The following is a 23806-nucleotide window of genomic DNA, read 5'->3' as shown; positions in this document are numbered from 1 at the left end:
AACATTTAAGTTAAATATTTTACTGTATGCAGAAGTTTGTAAAATCGGCGGCGTTGGCTTTTTTAGGCACAATGCTTTTCCAGAGTGCTGAAGCCAGTTCTTTGGAAAAAAATAATGGCACATATGTTATGCCAAAAGATTCTTTATCTCTCGAAAAAGCTTTGCCTTTTGATAATGAGGTAAAAACAGGAACATTACCTAATGGTTTCCAGTATTTTATCCGTAAAAATGTAGAGCCTAAAAATCGGGTTACAATGTATTTAGCTTTCAAAGTAGGTTCTATTTTGGAAACAGAGTCCCAATTAGGATTAGCCCACTTTTTAGAGCATATGAATTTCAACGGACTAAAACATTTCCCTAAAAATGAATTAGTTAATTACTTACAAAAAGCAGGAGTTCGATTCGGTGGAGACTTAAACGCTTATACTGGATTCGACCAAACAGTGTATCAGCTACCCATAGCTTCTGATGATCCTGAGTTACTTAAAAACGGATTGCAAGTAATGCGAGACTGGGCACAAGATGCATTGCTTACTTCTGAAGAAATTGACAAAGAAAGAGGTGTAATCTTGGAAGAAATGCGAGGAGGAAGAGGTGCTCATCAGCGTATGCGCGACCAATATTTCCCGATGGTTTTCAATGGCTCTCGCTATGCTAATCGTCTTCCTATAGGAACAGAACCTATTGTTAGTAATTTCCCTTATGAAGAATTAAGAAAATTTCATAGAGACTGGTATAGACCTGACTTACAATCTCTTATTGTAGTTGGAGATATTGATGAGGCTTATATCGAAAAAGAAATTAAACGTTTGTTTTCCGATATGAGAACATCTTCAAATGCTCCTAAAAGAGAAGTTTACAAAGTTGATTTGTTGAACAAAAATCAGTTTATGGTAGTAACTGACCCTGAAATGACTGCTACTGTGGCTCAAATTATGATAAAACATCCTGAGATGAAAGCTAAAACTATAGGAGATTATCGTCAGTTGCTTATGAGGTCAGTTTACGGACAAATGTTAAACGCTCGTTTAGGAGAATTGCTTCAGTCTGCAAATACACCTTTCTTAAGAGCACACGTTAGCATTAGTGGCTTCCTTGGAGGTTTGGATATGTACGGGGCAACCGTGATGGCAAAACCTAACGAACTTGAAAAGGGATTCAAATCTTTGGTACGTGAACTTGAACGCATCAAAAAACACGGATTTACAAAAACAGAGTTTGATAGAGTTATCACTAGTATCCAAAAATCAAACGAGACTTCGTATACTGAACGTGATAAGAAAACATCAGGAGAGTACGTAGACCGATACTTAAATTACTATCTTGAAGGTCAACCAGCTATGAGTAATGAGGATAGCTATCAACTTACAAAAAAATTACTTCCTACACTTACACTAAAAGAAGTTGAAGCTTTGGGAAGACACTATTATGCAGACATCAATCGTGACATTCTGATAATGGCTCCTGAGAAGGATAAAAACTCATTACCTAATGAAAGTCAAGTTAATAAGTGGATTTCCGAGGTTGAATCAGAAGCTATTGCTGCTTACGAAGATAAAGTTTCAGACCTACCTTTACTTTCAAAACAACCTCAAAAAGGAAATATCATCTCTAGCAAAGAACTAGCGGAAGTTAAAGCTAAAGAGCTTACTCTAAGTAATGGTGTGAAAGTTGTTCTTAAGCCTACAACATTCAAAAATGACCAAATATTGATTAGTTCATATAGCCCAGGAGGAATTTCACTATATGGAGATAATGATTATTTCTCTGCCTCTTATGCAAGTAGTTTGGTAAATACAAGTGGATTAGGTCAATTAAACTCTGTTGAGCTGACAAAATATATGACAGGTAAAGACGTATCAGTTAGTGCCTACATTGGGGAGCTTAGCGAAGGTATTTCAGGTCAAAGTGATAAAGAAGGACTTAAAACAGCTTTTGAATTAATCTATGCTTTCTTTACTGAACCACGAATTGATGATGATGTTTTCCAAAGTATTATTGCGCGAAGCATCTCTTCTATGGCAAATCAGGAAAATGACCCTAACTTTGTTTTCCAAAGAGATATGTTAAAACGTTTGTACAACGGAAGTATTCGTCGTACCCCTATTACAGAAGCCAACCTGAAGAAAGTTGATAAAAATCGTGCTTTGAGCATTTTCAAAGACCGTTTTGCAGATGCTTCTGACTTTACTTTTGTTATTACAGGTTCATTTACTGAAGAGGAAATTAAACCTTATTTAGAAGATTATTTAGCTGCTCTTCCTAACCTAAAACGTAGCGAAAAAGGGAAAGATTTGGGGCTTTACGAACCTAAAAAAGGCTTCAAACATACTACCAAAAAAGGAAAAGAGGAGAAAGTATCTGTAATTCTTTCATATATTGGAGATTACAAATACAACGATATGGAAAATATCAATATGCAGGCATTAGAAAGCGTTTTAACTTTAAGATTATTGGAGCGTCTGCGTGAAGAAGAAGGCGGCGTGTATGGTACAGGAGCAAACGTTTCGTATTCTAAATTTCCAAAAAATAGATATTCTGTTGAAATTGCTTTCGGTACAGCAGTTGATAAGTATCAATCTTTAATCAAGTCTGCTTTTGAAGAAATTGAAAAAATTAAAAAGAACGGACCAACACAGGAAGATTTGGATAAATTTAAAATTGAGCAAGAACGCCAAATGGAGCTCATTGTAAAAGAAAATTCTTTCTGGAGTAGATATATTTTAGATGGGTATCAATTAGAAAAACCACTAAGAGAACCTAATAAATACTTAGAAGACCTGAAAAAAGTTACAAGTAAATCTGTACAAAAAGTTGCTAATAAGTATCTTAAAGAAAATAGTTTATTTGAATTCATTTTACTTCCTGATAACGTGAAGTAATTTCATTTAACAATAAATAAATTAAAAAAATCTCACGTAAAAAGAAAGGTACAAACAGCATGTTTGTACCTTTCTTTTTATCTTACATCCAATAATTAGAATTTTCCTGTTGTTCGTTTGATTCTCTCAAAATTTGTTTAATTTCATCTGTTGTTTTTTTGAAATAATCAGCCAAATCCTTCACAAAACGATCATAATCTCCCTCTTCACCTGATGAAGGTGATGTTAAAACATGCACAGGCAAATACTGATCAAAGTCTGTTCCACTACGAACCAATAAATCATCTGATGGAGCATTAAAAGGATAACTACCTTTACTTTTATCGTTATTGATATATTTTGTTCCCCTTTGAACGTGAAGTAATCGAACTCTCAAATCAAATTTTGCATACGGAATGTTAGGTGTGAAATATCCTTTTAATCCTAGTGCATCATTTGACAATTCTGATTTTTTAGTACTATTTCTCTTATCAATAAAGCTTCCCAACATAACATCTTCAGGATTAGTATCACGATATACGTAACTTATTAATTCAGATGTTTCAGAAGAAGTTTGATTCGTTTTAGTATTTAAATAATCTTTTACAGTAAAGAAATGTTGATGGATAGGCAACATTTCAGAATTTGTAAATTCTTTATTCATTCGCTCACCTTTCGCATTATAGTAGATTATTTCCATAGCATATTGTCCCCCTGAAATCATCAATATTGGCTCTTCACCTTGTGCCAACACCTTCCCAGCTTTATTCTTACGAACAATATTTGTTCCATCAGTTTCAAAAATGAATTCCTGAGTTGGATATAACAAATTTTCAGGATTAGCGTGAAAATTCTGCCCGTGTAAGTGTCCTCTTCGGATGGTAAAAGTTACTTTACTCCACTCATCGTGTCCTTTATCATTTCGCTCATCGATTGGAGCTGGTGCATCTTTTTCACAACTTACAAGCGCCACTGTTACAAACGCTAAAATTCCTGTTTTTAATGTTTTTATAAACTTTTTCATTGATTTAAAATTTTAATTATATTATTATCTTTTTATATTTTTGAAGAAATCACTAGGCATATTGAAAGCTATTTCAATACTGTATGTTTTACTTTCATAATCGTATTCCATTGATATTTTCGGAGTATTCTTAGCCTTTGAGCTATTACTTGCCAAAGGTTTTGGATTATTTATCCAAAATATTAGTCCATCTGCTTCAATATTAGGGTTATCCATTGATTGTAAAAAATCTGCATAATCATCTCTTTCCACAAAATAGGGAGGATTTCCTGCCTTTTTACGAACATACTGAAACGCCTTTTTGGAAGGTTGTAAAGCACTGAAACGCACGTGAAAATAATCAAAAACTTTTTTAAATTCGGTACTTGTCGCTTTCATTCCAGCATCATCTAATGGTGTTATTTCAAAATACGAAACTCCATCGTACAAAGTATATGGAAGTTGATCCAAATCAGCTACATTTTGAAAATGTGCTTTAACTTCATATTTATTGAAAGGAGATTCTTTTGCCTCAGCTATAAAGGTCAATTCTGTAATATCTTCATCGGCTTCTTCCAATTCATCTTCATTCTTTACAAAAGCAACTTTATCGGCTTTCAATTTATCGATAAATTCCATTTTTGGTTTCCCTATATAATTATTCAAAATGTTCAATTGCAAAACATTCAAGGGATAAACCGTTGCATCAAAGGTAAACTCTTCTTTTTCTTTTACAAAAGGCTTATCTACTTCCGAAGAATTATCCTTGCTACAGCTCATTATTAAAGTAGCAAACATTACTACTACAAAGCTAAATCTAACTATGTTTTTCATTATTTAATTTTACTTTTATTTGTTATTAAATTTGTTTTGAAAGTTTCTATTACCGAAATAGTATTCTTCAGTTAAAAAACATTCCTTTTTACATTAAAATCATCTTTTCTTTTAAAAGAAACAACTTGCTTCATACAGAAAACCATTTGCTCCACATCGGGAATTACCTGCTTCACTTCAGAAACTCCTTGCTTCACTTCAGAAACTCCTTGCTTCACTTCAGAAACTCCTTGCTTCACTTCGGAAACTGTTTGCTTCACTTCGGAAATCACTTTCCGCAGTTAAGAAATCTTTTCCGCAAGATGAAAAACTTCCTTTCCGATATAAGAAACAATCTGACCGACATCGTTCATTATTCACTCCACATCGTTTATTTCATTCTTCATTTAGAACTTATAAGTCAATCGAAGTTGCACGTTTCGCCCTAAGTCGTGAGCATAATATCGGAAGCGGTTGGTGTATTCCTTGTACAATTTATTAAAAAGATTCTCAACGGAAAAATGTACCGCAAGTGATTGCGTTTGTCCAAACGGAAAGCGGAAACCTCCCTCCACATCGAGCAAATGATACGCATCAGGGGTTGTGCTTACCAACTCTTGTTTCGGGTCGAAACGCAGTTGTTTTGCAACAAACGTATGCTTTGCCGAAATGTACACATTATGAAGCCTTCCCATCTTCGGTAATTCCCAATGCAACTCCTGTTGGATTCTCTCCGAAGGAATGAAAGGAAAATACCGCTTCGTTTTGAGTTCATTAGCATACACCACCGAACCTTGCAAACCATACTTCCATTGAGGTAAAAACTGATAGCTCATCTCTAAATCCACCCCGCGAAAGAAAGCATCGGCTTGTGCGTAACGAAAAATCGGATATACTCCTGAAAAAAGCGTTTTGGTCTCTCCAGTCGGTGCATCGTAAATATAGTTTCTGATAAGTTGTGCAAAGAAATCCACATTAAGCGACCATTTTTCCTGCTCGAACTTTACCGAAGTAATCCATTTTACGCCTCGCTCCGATTGTAAATTTTCATCGCCAATATCGTACGTTCCTACCCCGTGATGAAGCCCATTGCTATACAATTCGCTCACGTGAGGCGAACGCCACGCCACTCCTACATTAGATGTGAATGACCATTGTTCACTTGGAGCATAGCTTCCTCCAACAGAGTACGTTATGTTGTGAAATGAATGATTTCCTCCGTAACGTTGCGAAAAAGCGTTGTAACCATCGGCATTGAATGATTTATAATCGTACCGAAGTCCGCCTTCTATTTCCCAAGCTCCACCATCATACTTTTGAATGGCGAAACCTCCGTATCCGAAAGAGGCAAAATTCGGAATCACTGGAACAACTCCCGTACCAGGTGAATTATAATTGACCTGTTGTGAGGCACTTGCTCCAAGATGAGACTTCCATTTGCCATAATGATTCTCCCACGAAGCATCGAATAAATGTGTTGAAAGTTCCATATTCAACGCTGGGATACGTGTTCGCTCCAATCGGCGAACGTTGAATTCTTTTCGGATATCATCTTGGAAAGCATACTGAGCTGTGAACTTTCCTCCGAAAGGAAGTCGCACAAATCCTTTTACTTTCAGCAAATGATGCGTAACTTCTTGCTTAGGAGCTTCTATCTGATAGGAAAACGGATAAGTCGTTAGCGGACGTCCGATTTCAAATCGGGCAAGTAGGTCATCTAAATTCCCAATATGCGAACCATAAAAAACACCCGTTTCATTGTAATACCGACTATAAAAAGCCTCCACGCCCCATTGCTCCTTTTCCACACCAGTTGCTACAGAAAAGTTTTTTTCTTGCTGAGCGGTATTATTAAGATGATAATCTGCCGTCTGAACATCTCCAGAACGTTTCGCACTTGCCTGAACTCGCCACGCCCATTGCGGAAGACTTGGCACAGCTGTTTCGAGCTTCAAGGAAGTTGCCATTTTTCGTCCGTTAGATGCCCACGAAGGAGAAACTTCTCCGTGAAGAGCATCGCCATACGGAAGTTTTTCAGGCGAAATAACAACAACGCCTCCCAAAGCATCGGAACCATATCGGACAGCATCGGCACCTTTCACCACAGCAATGCGATTTGCCATCGCAGGGTCGATTTCAGGCGCGTGGTCTGCTCCCCACTGTTGCCCTTCTTGCCGAACTTCATTATTAAGTATGAGAATTCGGTTGCTATGTAGCCCGTGAATTACGGGTTTTGCGATAGTGGCTCCGGTTTGTATCATCGACACTCCCCGAACTGAAGCAAGTAATTCGGCTAATGATTCCCCTGATTTCTTTTGTAGGTCATCTTTACCCAAAACAGAAGCAACATTATTGCGAGATGTCATTCGGTTTTGCAGATAAATGACAGTTTCATCTAATTGATTAACACTTTCTTTCAATTGAATTACCAACTGTTCTTTCTGAGGAATTTCTATTTTTGTTTGATAATCCTCAAATCCCAGATAAGTAACTTTAAGAAAATATGTTTGCTTTTTCAAATTCGAAATAGAAACATTCCCCTGACTATCTGAAACATAGTGTTTCCCAGCAAAATGAATTACTGCCCCGATAAGTGGTTGTTTTTGTTCATCTTCAATTTTCAGCCGAAGTGTTTGTTGTCCGTAAATACAACAACACAAACTGAAAATCAAAAGACAAAAAATATTTTGCATAAATTATTTCTATTAAAAGTACAATGAAGCATATGCTCAATGTGTTGAAACACAAAGGCACGAAAAGTTATGTCGGAATAACGACATAGTTTTTATCTATTTATTACTAAATAATTTGAGAAGGCGGACCTCGTGTAGAAATATAGACATCAAAACTCGTTGTATCATCTTTTGTGGTAAAAAACTCAACAACGGAATTTTCATTAGGTATACTATAAATAAAGTACGATTGTATAAAAAACGTGTGAAGTTGATGAAAAATACAATCGTGATGATGCTTGTGTGAGTGAGAAAAATGTGCTTCGTGATGACATTCTTGTCCTGTTGCGAGAGTACACATTTCCTCTGCCGAATGGTGACAATGATGTTCGTGAAAGAACTCACCAATCGGAAAAGCAACCTTCAACATACTGAAAAGTAAGCAGAAAGTAATGAAATGCTTATATGATTTTTGTAATTTCAATTAAGTTAACTCTCTTCTAAATTTGCTCATCAACAATAAGACAGCCCACAAAGGTATAAAAAATATATTTATCACGAATAAATTATTTTATTCAGTAAAATAAAAAAAGCCTGATGGAAATCCCACCAGACTTTTTTTAATGAAATAATATCTTAATTAAACGTTTATTTTACTCTTTCAACAATAGCTTTAAAAGCTTCCGGATGATTCATTGCTAAATCAGCAAGAACCTTACGATTAAGCTCAATATTATTAGCTTTCAATTTCCCCATAAATTGAGAGTATGACAACCCGTGAAGTCTCGCTCCTGCGTTGATACGCACAATCCACAAAGCACGGAATGTTCTCTTTTTATTACGGCGGTCTCTGTAAGCATATTGCATTGCTTTCTCAACAGCATTCTTAGCTACCGTCCAAACGTTTTTTCTGCGACCAAAGAAACCTTTGGCTTGCTTCATTATTTTTTTTCTACGAGCTCTACGAGCTACTGCATTTACTGATCTTGGCATAAAATTTTAAATTTTTGTAGTAGGTGGTTTTTTCAAACTCTTTTATTACCTAACTCCATGGTTATTAAATTCCCTTTGGGGCTAAAAGTATCTCTACTTTGAAATACCCCGTAGCATCATTTACAAAAGATTTATTTCAAACCTAATTGTCTCTTGATACTTGCTTCATCATTGGCGTGAACCAATGTGGTGTGTGTTAATTTTAGCTTACGTTTTGTTGATTTTTTAGTCAGAATGTGACTTTTGTAAGCATGCTTTCTTTTAATTTTCCCTGAGCCTGTAACTTGAAAACGTTTCTTAGCCCCAGATTTGGTTTTAATTTTTGGCATTTTGCTTTTGATTTTTTTAGATATTATCTCATTATTAACTAATCGCTTTTTAAGCGGGTGCAAATATACAAATTATTTCTTTTTAGGCAAGGGAGCAAGAAACATTGTCATTCTTTTTCCTTCTAACTTTGGCATTTGCTCAACTTTTCCAAATTCTTCAAGGTCAGTTGCCAAACGCAACAACAGAATTTCACCTTGGTCTTTATAAATGATTGAGCGTCCTTTGAAAAACACATACGCCTTCACTTTTGAGCCCTCTTTCAAGAACTTTTCGCCGTGTTTTTTCTTAAATTCATAATCGTGTTCATCAGTTTGAGGCCCAAAACGAATCTCTTTGATAACTACTTTTGTAGCTTTTGCCTTAATTTCCTTTTCACGTTTTTTCTGTTCGTAAAGAAATTTTTTGTAATCAATTACCTTACAAACAGGAGGTGTTGCATTTGGTGATATTTCAACCAAATCTAACTCTAATTCTTCAGCAATTTCCAATGCCTTACGAGTAGGATATATGCCTGTCTCGACATTCTCCCCTACCAAACGCACCTCTGGAACTCGAATATCACGATTTATTCTATGAGGTTGTTTGTCGTCTCTACCCTGTGTGTTAACTCTCTTATTAATAACTATTTATTTTTTGATTAGTAATCTATTAATCTAAAATCAAAATTCATCAAAATTCTGATTTTCTAATTTCATTCCTTAAACTTCTTAATACTTTTATCAACCTCTGCTTGAACAATTTTAACAAATGCTTCAGCAGAAATACTTCCCAAGCTTTCTCCCCCATGTTTTCTGACAGAAACTGTGGCTTCTTTTTCCTCATTTTCACCCACAATCAGCATAAACGGAATTTTTTGAGTTTCTGCCTCACGGATTTTTTTGCCAATGGTTTCATTACGATTATCAATCAGTGTGCGAATTTCGAAATTTTCCAACAAATTCAAAACTTTTTGAGCATATTTTTCATATTTTTCACTCAAAGAAAGAATTATCGCCTGATTTGGCATCAACCAAAGCGGGAAATTACCCGCCGTATGTTCCAACAAAATCGCCACAAAACGCTCCATACTTCCGAAAGGTGCTCGGTGTATCATAACAGGTCTATGCAATTCATTATCAGAACCTTTATACCACAAATCGAAACGCTCTGGCAAGTTATAATCTACTTGGATTGTTCCAAGCTGCCAACTTCTTCCCAAAGCATCTTTGACCATAAAGTCTAACTTAGGACCATAAAAAGCCGCTTCGCCCGTTTCAATCACGTAATTCAACCCTTTTTCTTTGGCAGCGTTGATAATTGCCTGTTCTGCTTTTTGCCAATTTTCATCGGAACCAATATATTTAACTGGATTTTCGGGGTCACGCAACGAAACTTGCGCTGTAAAATTTTCAAAACCAAGCGAACCAAATACATACAACACCAAATCAATCACATTTTTGAATTCCTCGTCCAATTGTTCTGGCGTACAAAAAATGTGGGCATCGTCTTGAGTGAAGCAACGTACGCGAGTAAGTCCGTGAAGTTCACCACTTTGCTCGTAACGATACACCGTTCCAAATTCGGCAAATCGCTTAGGCAAATCGCGATAACTCCAAGGTTTTGAATTGTAAATTTCGCAGTGATGCGGACAGTTCATCGGTTTTAGTAAATATTCTTCACCTTCGTTAGGCGTCGCAATAGGTTGAAAACTATCTTTACCATATTTTTCCCAATGCCCTGAAGTTACATACAAATCTTTATGTCCAATATGCGGAGACACAACCTGCTCATATCCAGCTTGTTTTTGTGCTTTCCGCAAGAATTGTTCTAAACGCTCACGAAGTGCTGCTCCTTTGGGTAACCACAACGGAAGTCCTTGCCCAACCTTATTTGAAAAAGTAAACAACTCTAACTCTTTGCCTAACTTTCTGTGGTCTCGCTTTTTAGCTTCTTCCAAAAGGGCTAAATATTCCGTCAAATCTTTCTGTTTTGGAAACGAAATTCCGTAAACACGCGTTAACTGCTTGTTTTTTTCATCACCACGCCAATACGCTCCTGCGATACTCAATATTTTCACCGCTTTTACAAAACCCGTATTAGGCAAATGCCCTCCACGACAAAGATCTGTAAAAGTGGAATGATCACAGAATGTAATTGAGCCATCTTCCAGATTTTCAATCAATTCTGTTTTATATGGATTTTCTTTGTAAAGCTCTAATGCGTCTTTTTTACTTACAGAACGCATTGAAAAAGTGTGCTTCCCTTTGGCAATTTCAAGCATTTTCTTCTCAATTTCTGGAATATCTTTTTCAGAAAAACTATGCTGCCCAAAGTCTACATCATAGTAGAATCCGTTATCAATAGCAGGACCGATAGTCAATTTGATACCCGAAAAAGTTTCTTCCAAAGCCTGAGCCAAAATATGGGCAGACGAATGCCAAAATGCTTTTTTGCCCTCAGCATCATTCCAAGTGTATAAAACTAAACTTCCATCGGTGGTTAGGGGGGTCGTGGTTTCAATCGTTTTTCCATCGTAACTTGCTGACAATATATTTCTTGCCAACCCTTCACTAATGCTCAAAGCAACTTCATAAGGAGTCGTTCCTTTAACAACTTCCTTAACCGAACCATCTGGTAGCGTAATTTTAATCATATATTTATAGTTTTTGAAACAGCAAATGTATTAAAATTAAATCAATTTTTTTATCATTTTCGAAAAGAAATTTAAACCTCTCTTTTTGAAAATTTGACAAATATATTTTTATTCGTTTTCAGGCTTTTCCTTTTTCTTTTCTTTTCTGTACAAAGGTATTAAATAAGATAAACTATAGTTGTATGTGGCTCCAAACCTGCTTCCTTCTCTAACACGATTAAACCCTGGAATCCAGTAATTTGGAAAATCACCCTGTACATTCACAACCAAGAAACCCAAATGAACACTTGCTCCTGCAAACAAATTCTTCAAAAGTTCTACCTTCATTCCCAAGACAAGTTCCAACCAATGAGCGGTTCGTCCGTCATAAGTTCTTAACCAATTAGAATTTTTTCCAACAACACTTTCTTTCCAATACTGATTATCTTTATGAATTGTGTAAGAATCAAGCTCTTGAGAGAATAAAGAAAAACCATATCTTCCTCCAACATAAATCATATTTTCCATTCCATACCAATTTCCGTAAGTATTATAATCCACTCCAAAACGAATAAATTGTCCCTTAGTTTTGTATGAAAAATAATCTTCCTGAGTGCTTTTTTGCTCCATTCCTAACTCTGCTCCAATATAATATTTGTAATTGATGCGATAATCTCCTACAAATTCAATTCCATAGTAATTCTCATCAAGAAAAGAACGAATTGGTTTGCTAATATCCACTCCCACGCGCAATCCATAACGCTGCTTATAAACAGATTTTTCCTCTTCTTTATCTTTTGTAACTGACTGAGATAAAATAGAATGTACGAACAAGAAATTAATGATAAATATGTACTTGAGCACTTGATTCATTTTTTACATTTGTATTTTTGACATTAACGGACTTTATCCAAGAATTATCAGAAGATTCTACAGAAGCCTTAAGTGTGTTGTAGACGACTCTAAAGCCACAAGCTTTACTAACAAACTCTTCTTCAATACCATAAGTAAAAGTCACAGTAGCAACATTTCCGGAAGTAATAGTACTTGATGCCGTGTCATAAACAGCGTCACTGACCATCACAAAAGTAGTACTCAAGGTTTCTATTTTTAAAGGCAAAGCGACAGAGTCAGTTGTTGCATTAGTTAAAATCAGATTATTATCTTTCCCGTAAATAATCATATTATTTACAGGTTTTTTAGTGGAAGTAGCATCCACATCGTGAAAACGAACTACCAAACGTGGTGTATTTACTGGGCGGTCGCATAAATCATCTGATTCACACGCTCCCAAAAATACTGATATAATTGTAAAATAAATAAATCGTTCAAAAAATCTCATTCCTTCTTATTTTGAGGCGGTAAAGGTAAGAATTAATTAACAAAAAGAAAAAACTTATTTCAGACACAAACACAAAAAAGCCGCTTCTTAAAAAAGAAACGGCCAAAATTATCAAAATGAAGAAATGTTATTTTTTCTTTTTTGCTCCTTTTTCTGCTTTTGCAGCCTCTTGTGCAGCTTTCATCGCAGCACGTGAAATTCTCACTTGGCATACAACAGTATTGTCTGGATGCATAATTTTGTAATCTTCTTGTGGTAATTTTGTAACATATAACTTATTACCCATTTCCATTCCTGAAATATTAACCTCAACAAAATCAGGCAATTTTGCTGGAAGAGCTTTCACTTTCAATTTACGATTAACAATACGCAAAATTCCTCCAGCCATAACCCCTGGAGAAGTTCCAGTGATTTTGATTGGCACTTCAATTGTGATTTCTTTATCATCGTGCAATTGGTAGAAATCAACGTGAATAATTTTGTCAGAAACTGGGTCAAACTGAATATCTTGCAAAATAGCAGCATATGATTTTCCACCTAATTCAATCGCAGCAGTGTACACATTTGGAGTGTAAACAATGCTTTTGAAAGCTGCTTCTGGTGCTGAAAAATGCAGAACACTGTCTCCTCCGTATAACACGCAAGGTACCTGTCCAGCATTACGTAAGGCTTTGCTTGCCGCTTTACCCACGCTTTCTCTTTGAGATCCTTTGATTGTAATTGATTGCATATAAAAAATTATTTAATTATTTACTTTATTCATCTTGTAGCTATCAAACAAAACTACACTTTTTTTTAAAAAAAATTATACTACAAAAATTTCAAAAAATCAGATTTATGAAACCTTTATATTTTTTACATTATAAATTTTGAACTTATCGACGTGTTTTCGTGTACTCTGTGCATAACTTCCGCAAACAAATCGGAACAACTAAGCACTTTTATTTTCTTAGATTCTCTTTTCAAAGGAATTGAATCCGTAACAATTAGTTCTTCCAATTGTGAATTTTCAATACGCTCATAAGCCCCTCCACTTAAGATTGCGTGGGTTGTTACAGCTCTGACACTCAAGGCTCCTCGTTCCTTCATTAGCTCGGCAGCTTTCACCAAAGTACCCGCTGTATCAACCATATCATCAACCAAAACCACATTCCTTCCTTCTACCTCACCTATCAATTCCATAGTATCAATAACATTGGCTTGTTTACGTTGTTTATAGCAAACAACAACTTCACTATTCAGATACTTAGAATACGCATAAGCTCTCTTTGAGCCTCCCATATCTGGCGAAGCCATACACAACTTCTCAAGACCTAAACTCTGGAGATAAGGTAAGAAAATAGTTGAGGCATACAAATGATCCACTGGGCGTTCAAAAAAACCTTGAATTTGGTCTGCGTGTAAATCCATTGTGATAATACGAGTAGCCCCTGCCGACTCCAGAAGATTCGCTACTAACTTTGCTGCAATCGGAACCCTCGGTTTATCCTTTCTGTCCTGACGAGCCCAACCAAAATAAGGCATTACCGCTGTGATGTGACGTGCAGAAGCTCTTTTGGCAGCATCTAACATTAATAACATCTCCATCAAATTTTCACAACTTGGATTAGTTGAACCAATAATGAAAACCCTTGCACCACGCACCGACTCTTCAAAAGAGGGTTGAAACTCTCCATCACTAAAACGTGAAATTTTCACTTCTCCCAAATGAGTCCCATACTTCTCTGCAATCTTTTTTGCCAACTCAACACTCTGTGTACAAGCAAAAATTTTCGATTCTGGTACTATATATGCCATAATATATTTTGGTGTATGATTGATTTATATCTGCTTTGCGGGTGCAAATTTATGAATTAAAAAATTATTTTTTACGTTTTTGTCAACTTTTTTTGCATATAAAAAAAACTTATGTATCTTTGCACCCGAAATAAAGAAGGAGATGCCTGAGTGGCGGAATTGGTAGACGCGCACGACTCAAACTCGTGTTCTTCGGAGTGAGGGTTCGATTCCCTCCTCAGGTACAAGCAAAATCCCTTGATAATCAATGATTATTAAGGGATTCTTATTTTGTTGTTTTCCTTTATTGATTAAGATTTTGAGATCTCAAACAAAAAATATACTTTTGTACCTCACATAAAATCAAAGCATTTATGAAATTAAAACACGCATTTTTCATCATATTAATAATCCTGATTATTGACCAATGGAGTAAAATTTACATCAAAACAAACTTTATGCTGAATGAAAAGGTGGAAGTTTTTAGTTGGTTTCAGATATTATTCATTGAAAATGAAGGAGCTGCGTGGGGAACAAAAATACCTGGAGAGTACGGAAAACTTTTTCTGACACTTTTCAGGATTGTAGCCGTTTTCGGAATTGGATATTGGCTTGTAGATTCAATAAAAAAGAAACAACCTAACATTCTGATTGTTTCAATTGCTTTAATCTTAGCTGGAGCTTTAGGCAATATTATTGATTCTGTTTTTTATGGAGTTATTTTTGACCATAGTTACGGAAACATTGCAACTATCTTTTCTGATAATCCTTATGGAACATTATTACACGGAAAAGTTGTTGATATGTTTTATTTCCCTCTGATAGACACACAATTACCAAATTGGATTCCTTTTTGGGGAGGAGAAAGATTTCGATTTTTTGAACCTGTTTTTAATGTGGCTGATGCAGCTATTTCTGTTGCAGTGGGACTACTAATTGTATTCCACAAAAAAGCATTCCCAAAAAAATAAATACTTTTATTTATTCAAAATTTGAAAATTTCAAACGGAGTAACACAATAATCTAACGGAACATCAAACTCTAAGACATCTTTTATCTCTTCTTCGGGAGGAAAGAAAGACAAGCCTACTTTAATTGCATCGGAACGGCATTCTGAAAGAAATCGGTCATAATATCCGCCTCCATAGCCTATTCTATTCCCTTTTTTGTCGTAAGCAAGTAACGGAACGAAAATTAAATCTATTTTTGAAGGTGAAATTTCAAATCCATTTTGTGGCTCTACTACACCCCAACTATTCTTCTTTAAAATAGTTTGTTCTGTCAGCAAAAAATGACTTAAAGACTTATCTTGTTTATTCATTTTAGGCAAAATTATATCCTTATCTTTTCCATAGAGAATATTTAAGATATATTCCGTATTTATTTCGTACATTTTTTCTATTGGAAGAAAGATATGATAGGTTTTTAAATCCCAAATAGGCATTTTTAACAATTGATTTGCTATTTGCAGACTTTTTTCTTCAATTTCTGCTTGAGAAATTCCAGAACGTAACTGCATATAATAAGTTCGAAGCTCTTTTTTTTTCATTTTTAAGCTAAAAGATTAGAATTTCTTTAATTTTTTCTCGATTCCCATTGTATATATTCAAATCTATCTTGACTTTTGAGCCTGGTGTAATTCCATTTTCAGTAAATTGCCACATTTTCCAAGTATGAAGATATGTAGGTACAGGAACATTATTGTAATTAGCTATCCAAAGAGGGTATTCTTTAAAGTTTCTGTGTAAATAATCCTCATAAAAACTGATATAAGTATAAATAATTGGCTTTACTCCATATTCTTTTTCAACAATATCTAACCACACTTGAATATCCTCTAAATACTGCTTTTTGGTTTTATGTTTGGGAAGTTTTTCCACATCTAAAATTGGAAGAAAGTCTCCCTTTTCAAGGCTTACAGTTTTTACATAGGAATTTGCCTGAAGAACAGGATCCTCATCGGGGCGATAATAATGATAAGCACCACGTATTAATTTATGCTTTTTTGCCTTTTTCCAAAAATAAGAGAAATTTTTATCCGTTGTATTATTTCCCATCGTAGCCCGAAATATAGCAAATTCCAACCTAATTGTTCCTTTACTCAAATGAAGGCTGTCCCAAACAATATCATCTCTCTCCTGATAATGAGATAAATCTATTCCAAAAACTTTGTCATTATGTTTATTTATTATTTGCTCAATTCGCTGCTTTTCATATATCGTATTTTTCTTTTTTGAAGATATCTTGTTTATAATTTTCTGATAATGCGCAGGATAATGATGCCTAACATACAAAACACCTCCCACCGTAGCTCCGAGCAGCAATAAAAAAAGTAACAGAAAAACATTCCTCAAGGAACTTTTCTTTTTCCGTTGGGTAGATATTTTTCTTCGCTTTTTCATTGAGTTTATATTAAAATTTTGCTGAGTAAACCTCGCAAATATATAAATAAAAACAAAAAAAGAAAAGAGGTTAAATAATTAACCTCTTTTCCTTCTATTTTATTTTTTGTAGCGAGGACGGGATTTGAACCCGTGACCTTTGAGTTATGAATCCAACGCTCTAACCACCTGAGCTACCTCGCCATAACACACCTTATTGGTTTGCGGGTGCAAAGATAATATTTTTTTTTATTTTACAAAATTTTCAAACTACTTTTATTTTCCTCAACGTACAAAATTTTAAGGTGCCAAACGTTCTATCTTCCAATCGTAATCATCAGTTAGCGTGTATCTGATGCGGTCGTGCAATCGGTTGGGACGACCCTGCCAAAATTCAATGGATTGTGGACGTACTAAAAATCCGCCCCAGTACTCTGGACGAGGCACTTCATCGGTGTATGTTTCTTCCAATTTTTTTAACTTCTCTTCCAGAAATTTTCTCGACGGAATGACCTCACTTTGCGGAGAAACCACTGCTCCGAGCTTACTTCCTAAGGGACGTGATTCAAAGTATCCATCGGAGAGATTTTCAGCCAATTTCTCTGCTACACCCTTGATAATCACCTGTCGTTCCATACTTGCCCAAAAAAACGACAAACAAACATTCGGATTTTGAGCTATCGCTTTGCCCTTCTCACTCAGATAATTCGTATAAAAAATAAACCCTTCATAAGTATATTTTTTCAAGAGAACGACTCGTGTTTTCGGAAATCCATCAAGTCCAATAGTGGAAACGGACATTGCATTAGTTTCCTCAACCCCACCATTTTCCTCCACTTCATAAAACCAAGTTTGAAACAATTGTATGGGATTGTCAGGGACATTTACTTCTAACAATTCCCACTTTTCGTAACTTTTTCGATATTTACTTAAATCTTCTTGCATCATCATTTCGTTAATTGTGAAAAACAAATTTCTTTCCGTCTTCACTCAATTGAACGTCAGGAAAAACTTCTTTTGCTTCATTTAAAAACAATTTTTTATCGGAATATCTCGATGAATAATGTCCCAAAATAAGCGTTTCCGCTCTGGCTTTTTTGGCAGTCAATCCCGCTTGAAAGGCTGTGGAATGCATCGTTTTGGTTGCCAAATCATTATGTTGTTTTAGAAATGTAGATTCGTGATAAATCACCCTCACCCCTTGAATCGCATCAGCCAGTGCTTCAAAATACAGTGTATCACTACAATAGGCATAACTTTGCGGAAGAATTGGGTCAAAACTTAAAAGCTCATTTGGAACCACTTCTCCATTTTCTAACTCAATATCTTTTCCGTTTTTTATATTCTGATAATCACAAATTTGTATCCCATAATTTTGAATAGCATCTATATTCAAACGACGTTCGGTTTGTTTTTCCTGAAATAGAAATCCGTTAGTATAAACACGATGTTTCAAAGGAATAGTCCGTACCTGTACTTTTTCATCATCAAGCAATATTTCGGAAACCTCTGATTCCAATTCGTGGAAATGTATGTAAAAAGACGACCAAGCTCCGCCTAATTTCAACAGAAGTAATATAGCTTCTTTGATGCCTTTTGGTCCGTAAATATGTAATTCGGTTTCTCTTCCCAAAAGTTGAAAGGTGGAAATCAGCCCTGGTAAGCCAAAAAAGTGGTCGCCGTGCAGGTGCGAAATAAAAATATGTTTGATGCGTGAAAACTTAACATTAGCATTACGCAGTGCCATTTGCGAACCTTCTCCGCAATCAATCAAAAACAAATGCCCTCGCATTTCCAAAACTTGCGAAGACGGACGAGCATTTGTCCGAGGCGTAGCACTATGACAACCTAAAATAGTGATTTCCATCAAATTTATTTCTTTTTAAAATCAAATTTATATCCTAACGAAAAAGTAAAACTTGATGTTGAGATTGTTTTTGCTTCACTGGCGTAATTTGTCCAACCATCAAAAGTAAAACGAAATACAAAAGATTTGTAAGTAATCCCTGCACCTAATGTAGGAGAAAAACCATAACGTTTATAACCATCATTTCCAAAAGGAATCTTTGCCTCCTCTGAATAAGACCTTATAGTGAATTTTCGTTTTCCTGACAAAAAAATATCCATATAACATCCCAATAAAATATTGAAATATAATTCATTGTAAACTCTAAAGTTAAATTTTAAATTCAGTGGTGTATAAATTGTATGGATATTTGTACGGTCGGTGTAAGTTCCTCTTATAATTTCAGAATTTGATTCCTTAGCATTTCCCTTAATACTCTCACCTCGTGTGGTGTAAAATACTCCTGACTCCACACCTAAAAAACGAAAAATTGGAAATTCAACATTTGCTCCAATATGATAACCCATTTTGTAACTTTTCCCATTACCATAATCAAGACGCTCAAATTCAAAATAATGATTAGGAAAAATCCATCTATGATTGTATGTAAAACCAGGATAATTAATCTCCTTGCTACTATAAGAAGCCTGATCAACATTCAGTCCAAATCGAGGAGTTATACTTTGTGAAAAAGTGTAAGCAAACATAAAAAAACTGAACAAACACAATAACTTTTTCATAAAATCGTATGATTATATTTAAATACCTAAATCTCGTTGAATTTCTTCCATTTCAATAATATCATAAGCCTCTTGTAATGTGGGAGTTACATTTACTTCATTAGGAATATTTCCGTACGTAATCTCATCATTTACAATAACAATTGACCTTTTATTCGTTTTATTATGAAATTTTGAAATTTCAACAAAAGGCTTTAAATCCTTATTTTCCAAATCTTTAACAGACAATAAATCTAATATCAAATGAAATGATTTTAAATTTTCATCATTTTTAAAATTTGAAATAAAATCCAAAAAATCTGATTTTGAAATCTTTAAAACTTTTATATCCTTTTCTTTAGTCATATTGAAAAACTTGGTTATGATTGATTTATTTTTGAAGCCAACAGATAAATTACTGCCATTCGGATTGCGACTCCATTTTCCACTTGCTGAAGGATTACAGATTGCTTAGAATCAGCAACTTCACTGGTAATTTCTACCCCACGATTAATCGGTCCTGGGTGCATTACAACAATTTCTTTAGGTAAAGAATTCAATATTTCTTTGGTAAGTCCGTATTGCTGAACATACTCACGTGTGGAAGGGAAATAGCTGATATCCAAACGTTCATTTTGTATCCGAAGCATATTCGCCACATCGCACCATTCCAAAGCCTTACGCAAATCAGTTTCAACTCCAACGCCGAGCTCGTGTATATATTTAGGAATGAGTGTTTTTGGTCCGCAAACTTTCACTTGAGCACCTTGCAATTGCAATGCAAAAATATTAGACAATGCCACTCGTGAATGCAATATATCTCCCACAATTACAACCTTTTTACCCGCTACATCTCCCAATTTTTCTCGAATAGAATACGAGTCCAATAGGGCTTGCGTAGGATGTTCGTGAGCTCCGTCTCCTGCATTTATGATGGAAGCCTTTACGTGTTTTGACAGAAAAACTCCAGCCCCTGGGTTAGGATGTCGCATAACTACCATATCCACTTTCATTGCAAGAATGTTATTCACCGTATCTATCAGCGTTTCTCCCTTAGCCACAGAGGATTGCGATGCCGAAAAATTGATAATATCTGCTGACAAACGCTTTTCAGCCAACTCAAACGAAAGTTTGGTTCGTGTGCTGTTTTCAAAAAATAAGTTTGCAATCGTAATATCACGCAGTGAAGGAACTTTTTTTATTGGTCTGTTGATAACCTCCTTGAAATGGTCGGCGGTTTCGAAGATTAATTGTATGTCTTTCTCTGTCAGATATTTAATTCCCAATAAATGATTTACACTTAACTGACTCATATTCATTATATATTGAACGGAAAATCTTTATTTTTATCCTTTATTAATAATATAAATAGCATCTTCGCCATCGTTTTCTTTCCATTTTACCACGACGCGTTCTTCATTAATCGCATCTACTTGTCTTCCTTTATAATCAGGTTGAATGGGTAAATGCCGACTGAAACGCCTGTCGATAAGTACCAAAAGTTCAATTTCGGACGGACGCCCAAAGGACTGAATCGCTGTGAGTGCTGCACGAATGCTTCTTCCTGTGTGAAGCACATCATCAATGAAAACCACTCGTTTGTTCTCGACAATGAAATCAATTTTGGTAGAATTCGCTTCCAGAGGCTTGGCCCCTCTGCGGAAATCATCACGGAAAAAGGTGATATCCAACAAACCCAAGGAAATATTTTCAATTTTGTATTTCTCTTCAAGTAGTGCCACCAAACGTTTTGCCAAAAAAGCACCTCTTGGTTGTATCCCAACAAAGGCTGTATTTGAAAAATCTCCGTGATTTTCAATCAATTCACACGCCAACCGATTCAGAATTACGTTGATTTCTGCATCAGAAAGCAATTGTTTTTTATATGTATTTTCTGTACTCATCATTCATTTTTATAAAACAACAATAATTACCATCTTCATTTTCTACTTTTTAATGATTAAAAAGTCAGATTTTGTAAGTTCTTTTGTGCATCTGTATTACCTTCATTTGCAGCTTTTTGAAAAAGCTCCTTTGCCTTTAATTTATCCCCCAACATATAATAACACGAAGCTTGAAAATTATTTATCAAGGCATTTGCAGGTGTTCCCAATTCTTCCATTCGGGAAAAGTCTTTAATTGCATTTTGATATTGTTGAGTGTAATAATAACTGATTCCTCTCAGCCTAAGTGCTTCATTATGTGCAGGAACCTTATCCAGAAAATTTGTAAATTCAGTGATTGCCTTTACATAATCTTTTTGCTGGTAGAACTGAATTGCACTATTAAAAATTGGTGTAAATTCCTGAATATTAAATCTTGATGTTATCTTACTTCGGTTATCTGCAATTGTTTTATCATTAGGCAAATATATGAAAGCTGTGTCTAATGTTGCCTTTGCTTCCTCTATTAAGTTGTTTTTTTCTTGCAAATACGCCAATGCATTCCAAGCCTGAGCTTCTTTTCTCCTAGCTCTTTGGCTATCTATATCAACATCTACGTGCAACGATTCCTTCAAGATTTGCTTCCATTTAGGCTGCTCTTTATGGGAGGTATTTAAGTTTAAAAACTCTTTCCACAATTCAATAGATTCCTTTTCCCTTCCCATATTGTTCAAAGCATAGGCTTCTAAATTTGTGTTTCCGAAGAAGTTAGGCTTTATTTTTCTGGCTTTGTTTGCATACTTGTAAATACTATCAAATTTTTTGTTTTCCTCCATAAAATAAGAAACGGCTATAAAATACTCTTTGCGTCCGTCCCAAGGATGATAATTTATAGAAGAAAGAATTTCACGTGCTTCTGCAAATTTCTTTTCATCAATCAAATAACGAGCTTTTTCAACATCTACAGGCTCAGCAACTGCTGTTAAGTTCGGTATTTTAGGATAGTTTTGTACCAAATATGTTGATGGTGATTTCGCTTTTCTGATACCTTGTTGCTCTTCCTTCACCATTCGTTGGATTTTTGAAGAGTCGAAATACATTTTTTCAACCAAAACATTTGCCAGATTCACCATAATTGCCGCAACAGCTACGATTCCAATAACGGGCAAACTAATTTTTCTAAACTCCCTAACTCCATTTCTGCTAAAATAAATAACAGCGAAAGCAACTCCCAAACCTACATATATTGCAAAAAGTGATTGTATTTCAGGTCGGTCTTGCGGAAAGTTAAAAAAAGCATCAAACGAATATGAAAATAATCCTAAAAGAGGCAAAAACAGCCACTTCTCCTGCTCTTCATTTTTGTTCTTATATGTTGCTCTCAAAAAATAATACGCCATTAACAGAAATATACTCAAAAAAGCTAATCCTGAGATAATTCCAGTTTCTGAAGTAAGTTCAAGAAAATCATTATGAACCTTGTACATATAGATGTAATGTGGACTATGTGAATTTTCATATTCAAGATACCGCACCTTCCAATTGCCTATTCCTACTCCCAAAATAGGGTCATTCGGAATCATTTCAGTAATGGTCGTTGTCCAAGCTGTTTTTCTGAGGTTATTACTTATATTTTCTTCATCTGCAATTGTTGCCAAACGAGCTGTAAAGCTGGTATTTTCCCGAACTGCTTTCGGATACATAACCCCTTGAACGAATGAAAACACCCCAAAAGCCAACGCTACAAAGAGAGCGTGTGTTCCAACATTGGTCGCTGTTCGTTTTCTTTTTAACAAAAAATAATTCAGTAAGGCATAAACTACTAAAACAAAAAGAACAATAAAAGTGGCTATGTAAAAAGCACGTGTACTCATAAAAAATACTGAAAGTGTGCCAATTACAATTCCAGTTCCTCCTAAAATTCGTAAAGTATTTTTCTTGAAATAAAATAGCCAAATCGCAAACGGAATTTTAATAAATATAGCCGAAGAAAGTATATTTTTATTTGAGTATGAAGATTTTATATCACCATCAGTTCCTGTGCCTTTTATTATTTTTGATACACCTTCAAAAGTTTTCAATGAATCGTAGAAAAGCAAAATTGTCATTGCAACTGCCAGTGAAGTAACCGCTTTGGGATTATAAATTACCAATGCTGAAACCATCCACGCAGCAGAAAAAGCCGTAAAAACTTTAAAAAAATGCAAAATTGCTTCTTCTACATTAATCACTTTGGTGAAAGACAACACTGAAAATAAAATAATTACACTATATGCAATTCCTATCTTATTAGTAAAAAAACCGAATAGTATTTGTGATTTTTCTCTGAAATCTTTAATAAAAAACAACAAAACTGCTGTAATCAGATTCAAAATAGCGAAAGTATAGAACTTAGGTGCATTGGAATCGAATGCTAACCAGTTAGGAGTAAGAACAGTAACATAACCATACGCTATTAATAGAATGGTCATTAACAAATTCATCGAAGTATTTTGCTTTGGAGATGAAATACCCGAAATAGTTGCTTTACTCTCCTTCTCTGTATTGCTCTTTTTATTCTTTGACTTCATACTTCT

24 protein-coding genes and 2 tRNA genes are annotated in these 23806 nt (G+C 35.1%); 3 read left to right on the top strand and 23 right to left on the bottom strand.

What is annotated here, in order from left to right; genetic code table 11:
- Window positions 1-26: 26 nt before the first annotated feature.
- On the top strand, window positions 27-2882 hold the full coding sequence (locus CGC48_RS08490) for a M16 family metallopeptidase (protein ID WP_098029232.1): 2856 nt from the start codon (window positions 27-29) through the stop codon (window positions 2880-2882).
- Window positions 2883-2964: 82 nt separating this feature from the next.
- Here CGC48_RS08490 and CGC48_RS08485 read toward each other — a convergent pair whose 3' ends face one another.
- The 13 genes from CGC48_RS08485 to CGC48_RS08425 form a co-directional block, all read right to left on the bottom strand.
- On the bottom strand, window positions 2965-3885 hold the full coding sequence (locus CGC48_RS08485; protein ID WP_041989796.1) for a hypothetical protein: 921 nt from the start codon (window positions 3883-3885) through the stop codon (window positions 2965-2967).
- Window positions 3886-3909: 24 nt separating this feature from the next.
- The gene (locus CGC48_RS08480; RefSeq protein WP_157909896.1) at window positions 3910-4698 is read right to left on the bottom strand and encodes a hypothetical protein; all 789 of its coding nucleotides are present in this window, start codon (window positions 4696-4698) and stop codon (window positions 3910-3912) included.
- 71 nt (window positions 4699-4769) lie between these two features.
- Window positions 4770-4958 (bottom strand): hypothetical protein, encoded by a 189-nt coding sequence (locus CGC48_RS08475; protein ID WP_157909895.1) that lies wholly within the window; start codon window positions 4956-4958, stop codon window positions 4770-4772.
- 126 nt (window positions 4959-5084) lie between these two features.
- The gene (locus CGC48_RS08470) at window positions 5085-7370 is read right to left on the bottom strand and encodes a TonB-dependent receptor (RefSeq protein WP_098029229.1); all 2286 of its coding nucleotides are present in this window, start codon (window positions 7368-7370) and stop codon (window positions 5085-5087) included.
- Window positions 7371-7476: 106 nt separating this feature from the next.
- Window positions 7477-7779 (bottom strand): hypothetical protein, encoded by a 303-nt coding sequence (locus CGC48_RS08465; protein WP_098029228.1) that lies wholly within the window; start codon window positions 7777-7779, stop codon window positions 7477-7479.
- A gap of 218 nt (window positions 7780-7997) precedes the next feature.
- Window positions 7998-8342, bottom strand: coding sequence for a 50S ribosomal protein L20 (rplT, locus tag CGC48_RS08460; RefSeq protein ID WP_018279186.1), 345 nt, complete (start codon window positions 8340-8342; stop codon window positions 7998-8000).
- A 131-nt stretch (window positions 8343-8473) separates the two neighbouring features.
- Window positions 8474-8671: a 50S ribosomal protein L35 gene (gene rpmI / locus CGC48_RS08455; protein ID WP_018279187.1), complete on the bottom strand. Its 198-nt coding sequence runs from the start codon at window positions 8669-8671 to the stop codon at window positions 8474-8476.
- Between the two features lie 72 nt (window positions 8672-8743).
- Window positions 8744-9241 carry a translation initiation factor IF-3 gene (gene infC, locus CGC48_RS08450; protein ID WP_111995082.1) on the bottom strand — a complete coding sequence of 166 codons (498 nt, stop codon included), beginning with the start codon at window positions 9239-9241 and terminating at the stop codon, window positions 8744-8746.
- A gap of 122 nt (window positions 9242-9363) precedes the next feature.
- Entirely contained in the window at window positions 9364-11304 is a 1941-nt protein-coding gene (thrS, locus tag CGC48_RS08445; protein WP_098029227.1) for a threonine--tRNA ligase, read from the bottom strand.
- A 108-nt stretch (window positions 11305-11412) separates the two neighbouring features.
- Window positions 11413-12156, bottom strand: coding sequence for a DUF6048 family protein (locus CGC48_RS08440; RefSeq protein ID WP_098029226.1), 744 nt, complete (start codon window positions 12154-12156; stop codon window positions 11413-11415).
- Window positions 12122-12625, bottom strand: a complete 504-nt coding sequence (locus CGC48_RS08435) for a DUF6452 family protein (protein ID WP_098029225.1) — start codon at window positions 12623-12625, stop codon at window positions 12122-12124. Before CGC48_RS08435 ends, CGC48_RS08440 begins: the two co-directional genes overlap by 35 nt.
- 127 nt (window positions 12626-12752) lie before the next feature.
- Entirely contained in the window at window positions 12753-13355 is a 603-nt protein-coding gene (locus tag CGC48_RS08430) for a 50S ribosomal protein L25/general stress protein Ctc (RefSeq protein WP_018279192.1), read from the bottom strand.
- Window positions 13356-13480: 125 nt separating this feature from the next.
- Complete coding sequence (locus CGC48_RS08425; RefSeq protein ID WP_098029224.1) at window positions 13481-14422, bottom strand: ribose-phosphate pyrophosphokinase; 942 nt, start codon at window positions 14420-14422, stop codon at window positions 13481-13483.
- A 144-nt stretch (window positions 14423-14566) separates the two neighbouring features.
- Between CGC48_RS08425 and CGC48_RS08420 the strand changes: the two genes are divergently transcribed.
- Both CGC48_RS08420 and CGC48_RS08415 read left to right on the top strand, forming a co-directional pair.
- Window positions 14567-14646, top strand: a tRNA-Leu gene (locus tag CGC48_RS08420).
- Between the two features lie 129 nt (window positions 14647-14775).
- A complete protein-coding gene (locus tag CGC48_RS08415; protein ID WP_098029223.1) occupies window positions 14776-15372 on the top strand; it encodes a lipoprotein signal peptidase in 597 nt (198 codons plus the stop codon).
- Window positions 15373-15386: 14 nt separating this feature from the next.
- Here CGC48_RS08415 and CGC48_RS08410 read toward each other — a convergent pair whose 3' ends face one another.
- The 10 genes from CGC48_RS08410 to CGC48_RS08365 form a co-directional block, all read right to left on the bottom strand.
- Window positions 15387-15950: a 5-formyltetrahydrofolate cyclo-ligase gene (locus CGC48_RS08410; protein WP_018279196.1), complete on the bottom strand. Its 564-nt coding sequence runs from the start codon at window positions 15948-15950 to the stop codon at window positions 15387-15389.
- A gap of 7 nt (window positions 15951-15957) precedes the next feature.
- Window positions 15958-16803: a GH25 family lysozyme gene (locus CGC48_RS08405; protein WP_098029222.1), complete on the bottom strand. Its 846-nt coding sequence runs from the start codon at window positions 16801-16803 to the stop codon at window positions 15958-15960.
- A 109-nt stretch (window positions 16804-16912) separates the two neighbouring features.
- Window positions 16913-16986 (bottom strand) — tRNA-Met (locus CGC48_RS08400).
- 96 nt (window positions 16987-17082) lie between these two features.
- On the bottom strand, window positions 17083-17727 hold the full coding sequence (pdxH, locus tag CGC48_RS08395; RefSeq protein WP_098029808.1) for a pyridoxamine 5'-phosphate oxidase: 645 nt from the start codon (window positions 17725-17727) through the stop codon (window positions 17083-17085).
- 10 nt (window positions 17728-17737) lie between these two features.
- Window positions 17738-18649 carry a ribonuclease Z gene (locus CGC48_RS08390; RefSeq protein WP_098029221.1) on the bottom strand — a complete coding sequence of 304 codons (912 nt, stop codon included), beginning with the start codon at window positions 18647-18649 and terminating at the stop codon, window positions 17738-17740.
- 5 nt (window positions 18650-18654) lie between these two features.
- The gene (locus tag CGC48_RS08385; protein WP_098029220.1) at window positions 18655-19368 is read right to left on the bottom strand and encodes an outer membrane beta-barrel protein; all 714 of its coding nucleotides are present in this window, start codon (window positions 19366-19368) and stop codon (window positions 18655-18657) included.
- A gap of 18 nt (window positions 19369-19386) precedes the next feature.
- Complete coding sequence (locus CGC48_RS08380; protein ID WP_098029219.1) at window positions 19387-19713, bottom strand: ribonuclease Z; 327 nt, start codon at window positions 19711-19713, stop codon at window positions 19387-19389.
- A gap of 14 nt (window positions 19714-19727) precedes the next feature.
- Window positions 19728-20660 (bottom strand): aspartate carbamoyltransferase catalytic subunit, encoded by a 933-nt coding sequence (locus CGC48_RS08375; RefSeq protein WP_041989753.1) that lies wholly within the window; start codon window positions 20658-20660, stop codon window positions 19728-19730.
- A 33-nt stretch (window positions 20661-20693) separates the two neighbouring features.
- Window positions 20694-21251 (bottom strand): bifunctional pyr operon transcriptional regulator/uracil phosphoribosyltransferase PyrR, encoded by a 558-nt coding sequence (gene pyrR / locus CGC48_RS08370; RefSeq protein WP_098029218.1) that lies wholly within the window; start codon window positions 21249-21251, stop codon window positions 20694-20696.
- A gap of 56 nt (window positions 21252-21307) precedes the next feature.
- Entirely contained in the window at window positions 21308-23800 is a 2493-nt protein-coding gene (locus CGC48_RS08365) for an O-antigen ligase family protein (RefSeq protein ID WP_098029217.1), read from the bottom strand.
- Between the last annotated feature and the right edge of the window lie 6 nt (window positions 23801-23806).

This window comes from Capnocytophaga cynodegmi (assembly GCF_002302475.1).
Taxonomy (GTDB): domain Bacteria; phylum Bacteroidota; class Bacteroidia; order Flavobacteriales; family Flavobacteriaceae; genus Capnocytophaga; species Capnocytophaga cynodegmi.
Note: the sequence above shows the minus strand (reverse complement) of the source record. Positions and strands in the feature narration are given on the sequence as shown.

Excerpts from the sequence above, each read along its gene's own strand:
- CGC48_RS08375 (WP_041989753.1), bottom strand. The coding sequence starts at position 20,660 with ATGAGTCAGTTAAGTGTAAATCATTTATTGGGAATTAAATATCTGACA.
- CGC48_RS08465 (WP_098029228.1), bottom strand. The coding sequence starts at position 7,779 with ATGTTGAAGGTTGCTTTTCCGATTGGTGAGTTCTTTCACGAACATCAT.
- pdxH (WP_098029808.1), bottom strand. The coding sequence starts at position 17,727 with ATGCAAGAAGATTTAAGTAAATATCGAAAAAGTTACGAAAAGTGGGAA.
- CGC48_RS08435 (WP_098029225.1), bottom strand. The coding sequence starts at position 12,625 with ATGAGATTTTTTGAACGATTTATTTATTTTACAATTATATCAGTATTT.
- pyrR (WP_098029218.1), bottom strand. The coding sequence starts at position 21,251 with ATGAGTACAGAAAATACATATAAAAAACAATTGCTTTCTGATGCAGAA.
- CGC48_RS08390 (WP_098029221.1), bottom strand. The coding sequence starts at position 18,649 with ATGGAAATCACTATTTTAGGTTGTCATAGTGCTACGCCTCGGACAAAT.
- CGC48_RS08485 (WP_041989796.1), bottom strand. The coding sequence starts at position 3,885 with ATGAAAAAGTTTATAAAAACATTAAAAACAGGAATTTTAGCGTTTGTA.
- thrS (WP_098029227.1), bottom strand. The coding sequence starts at position 11,304 with ATGATTAAAATTACGCTACCAGATGGTTCGGTTAAGGAAGTTGTTAAA.
- CGC48_RS08380 (WP_098029219.1), bottom strand. The coding sequence starts at position 19,713 with ATGACTAAAGAAAAGGATATAAAAGTTTTAAAGATTTCAAAATCAGAT.
- CGC48_RS08365 (WP_098029217.1), bottom strand. The coding sequence starts at position 23,800 with ATGAAGTCAAAGAATAAAAAGAGCAATACAGAGAAGGAGAGTAAAGCA.
- CGC48_RS08490 (WP_098029232.1), top strand. The coding sequence starts at position 27 with ATGCAGAAGTTTGTAAAATCGGCGGCGTTGGCTTTTTTAGGCACAATG.
- rpmI (WP_018279187.1), bottom strand. The coding sequence starts at position 8,671 with ATGCCAAAAATTAAAACCAAATCTGGGGCTAAGAAACGTTTTCAAGTT.
- CGC48_RS08405 (WP_098029222.1), bottom strand. The coding sequence starts at position 16,803 with ATGAAAAAGCGAAGAAAAATATCTACCCAACGGAAAAAGAAAAGTTCC.
- CGC48_RS08480 (WP_157909896.1), bottom strand. The coding sequence starts at position 4,698 with ATGAAAAACATAGTTAGATTTAGCTTTGTAGTAGTAATGTTTGCTACT.
- CGC48_RS08430 (WP_018279192.1), bottom strand. The coding sequence starts at position 13,355 with ATGCAATCAATTACAATCAAAGGATCTCAAAGAGAAAGCGTGGGTAAA.
- CGC48_RS08440 (WP_098029226.1), bottom strand. The coding sequence starts at position 12,156 with ATGAATCAAGTGCTCAAGTACATATTTATCATTAATTTCTTGTTCGTA.
- rplT (WP_018279186.1), bottom strand. The coding sequence starts at position 8,342 with ATGCCAAGATCAGTAAATGCAGTAGCTCGTAGAGCTCGTAGAAAAAAA.
- CGC48_RS08470 (WP_098029229.1), bottom strand. The coding sequence starts at position 7,370 with ATGCAAAATATTTTTTGTCTTTTGATTTTCAGTTTGTGTTGTTGTATT.
- CGC48_RS08410 (WP_018279196.1), bottom strand. The coding sequence starts at position 15,950 with ATGAAAAAAAAAGAGCTTCGAACTTATTATATGCAGTTACGTTCTGGA.
- CGC48_RS08415 (WP_098029223.1), top strand. The coding sequence starts at position 14,776 with ATGAAATTAAAACACGCATTTTTCATCATATTAATAATCCTGATTATT.
- CGC48_RS08385 (WP_098029220.1), bottom strand. The coding sequence starts at position 19,368 with ATGAAAAAGTTATTGTGTTTGTTCAGTTTTTTTATGTTTGCTTACACT.
- CGC48_RS08425 (WP_098029224.1), bottom strand. The coding sequence starts at position 14,422 with ATGGCATATATAGTACCAGAATCGAAAATTTTTGCTTGTACACAGAGT.